This is a genomic window from Rhodococcus sp. A14 (genome assembly GCF_011603105.1).
Taxonomy (GTDB): domain Bacteria; phylum Actinomycetota; class Actinomycetes; order Mycobacteriales; family Mycobacteriaceae; genus Rhodococcus_F; species Rhodococcus_F opacus.
The window spans coordinates 1-2241 of the sequence record NZ_JAAOQS010000238.1 but is presented as its reverse complement, the minus strand read 5'-3'; the positions used below and the strand labels follow the sequence as shown (position 1 = coordinate 2241).

Below are 2241 nucleotides of genomic sequence, written 5' to 3'. Positions count from 1 at the left end.
ACACCAACATCGCCTTCCAGGCCGCGAAGGAACTCATCCTCGACGGCACCCGCCAGCCGTCGGGCTACACCGAACCGATCCTGCACCGCCGCCGCCGCGAATACAAAGCAGCCAACGCCTGACCCGGCCGCCCCCCCTCCCCCACGTGAGTGGCGAAGCGTGCCCCGGCACGCTTCGCCACTCACGTGTCAGGCCGGGGTGATCCTGCGCATCACTACACTGCGAGGGTCAACGTCGAACTCGTCGGACAGGGGCTGGAAAGCACGTGGGGCAGCATCGCGGCGAATCGCGCGCCAGGGGTATCAGCAGGGGGCCTTTGATCGTGCTCGGTCTCGTCGTCGTGCTCGTGCTGGGCGTGGTGGGCTGGTTCCAGTTGCGTGACCGGATCAACGATCAGGGAGTGGCTGCCGCGGGCGCCTGCGTCGAAGGCGAATCCGTACTCGCGGTCGCGGCGGATCCCGATATCGCACCCCAGCTGCAGACGCTTGCCGACCATTTCACGGAGACGGCGCCGGTGATACGCGATCAATGCGTGTCGGTGACGGTCACTGCCGTCGCGTCCGACACCGTGCGCGACGCCTTGTCCGCGGGGCCGGACGGCCCGTGGGACGCAGCGGCACTCGGTCCTCGGCCCGCTCTGTGGATTCCGTCCAGCTCGCATTCCGTCAAGCAGGTGTCGGCAACCGGCGTCATCAGCGGCGAAGCGCGTCCCGTGGCGACCAGCCCGGTGGTGCTCGCGGTCCGGACGGCGTTCGCGAATGCGCTGGGCACGCCGGCGATCGACTGGAAGGACTTGCCGTCACTGCAGACCGGCCGCGATTCCCTCGCGGCTCTCGGTCTGCCGGGCTGGGGCAGCCTGGGCATGGCGCTCCCCGTCGGCCCCGGCGCCGAGAGTACGGAGATGGCAGTCGAGGCGGTCGCGGCCGCGGTCACGGGAAGCAGCACGGGTCCGGTGACGGAGGAGCAGGCACGTTCCGCTCCGGTCACGTCGGCACTCACCGGTCTGGCGCTCGGCTACGAGGCGTCGTCGGGGACGAAGCCCGCGACGACGCGGGAGGCACTCACCGCGCTGGCCGAGCAGGGCGATCCCGCGACCTCCGACGTCCACGCGGTCGCGGCTACCGAACAGCAGGTCTACCAGGCCCTGCGCGACGCACCCGGAGCCGACATCACCACATCGATGCCGAAAGGCCCGACACCCGTGGCAGATCACCCGGCGGCCGTCCTGGCCGGCCCATCCGTCGACGAGACGCAGAGCCGCGCCGCCGCGCAGTTCGCGGAGTTCGTCCGTCGACCCGAACAGGCGCAGGTCCTGGCCGACGCAGGATTCCGGGTCGAGGGACTGGCCCGCCCCGACGACACCGCGCTGGCCTTTCCCGGTTTCGAATCCACCCTGGTTCCCGCAGATGCGGCGGCTGCGGCCGAGCTGATGCACGTGATCCGGAATCCGATCACGCCCCGCACCTCCACCGTCCTGCTCGACGTTTCCAGCTCGATGGGTGAGCGCGAGGGAACGGCGACGCGCCTGGCGAACACGACAGCAGCGCTCGCAGCCCACGTCGACCGTGCTCCGGACTCGTCGAACCTCGGACTGTGGGAGTACAGCACGACGCTCGACGGGTCGCGGCCGTACACGACCGTGGTCGCGACCGGTCCGCTCTCGGCGGGCGGTTTCACCGAGGGCACCCGCAGGCAGGCCCTCGACGCCCGGCTCGCCAAGGCGACACCCGCCACCGGAACCTCGACGTACACGTCGCTCGAAGCTGCCTACAAGAGTGCGGTCGACGGATACACGCCGGGCCTCACCAATTCGGTGCTGCTCGTCACCGACGGCGCCAACGACGACTCCGTCGCGCGCGCGGATCTGCTGGCGGCCATCGCCGCGGCCTCGAGCACGTCGAAGCCGGTGCGCATCGACGTGGTGACGATCGGCGAGAATTCCGACCTCAACACGTTGCAGGCGTTGGCCGATCGCACCGGCGGGTCGCTGGAGAAGGTCGCGTCCTCGGACGGAGCGGCCTTGCCGACCGCGATCAGCAAGCTGCTGTCGTGACGAGGCTCCTGGTCTTCGCAGTCTTCCTCGCACTCGTCAGCTGGTGGCTCCATCGGCGACTCGTCCGGGCCATCGGGCTGGGCCGTCCCTGGTCGGTGGTCGTCGACGTGACCCTCGTGGTCCTGTGGGTTCTCGCGGTCGTCGGCGTCGGCAGCGGCGAAGCCTTCGACCCGGGATGGGCGCGTCCC

1 protein-coding gene and 1 pseudogene are annotated in these 2241 nt (G+C 70.1%); both read left to right on the top strand.

Annotated elements, in window-relative coordinates; genetic code table 11:
• The first annotated feature begins 265 nt into the window (after positions 1–265).
• On the top strand, positions 266–2053 hold the full coding sequence (locus G9373_RS45045) for a substrate-binding domain-containing protein (RefSeq protein ID WP_167121290.1): 1788 nt from the start codon (positions 266–268) through the stop codon (positions 2051–2053).
• A pseudogene (locus G9373_RS45040) lies at positions 2050–2241 on the top strand (metallophosphoesterase); the annotation flags it as partial. The gene G9373_RS45045 and the pseudogene G9373_RS45040, both read left to right, overlap by 4 nt.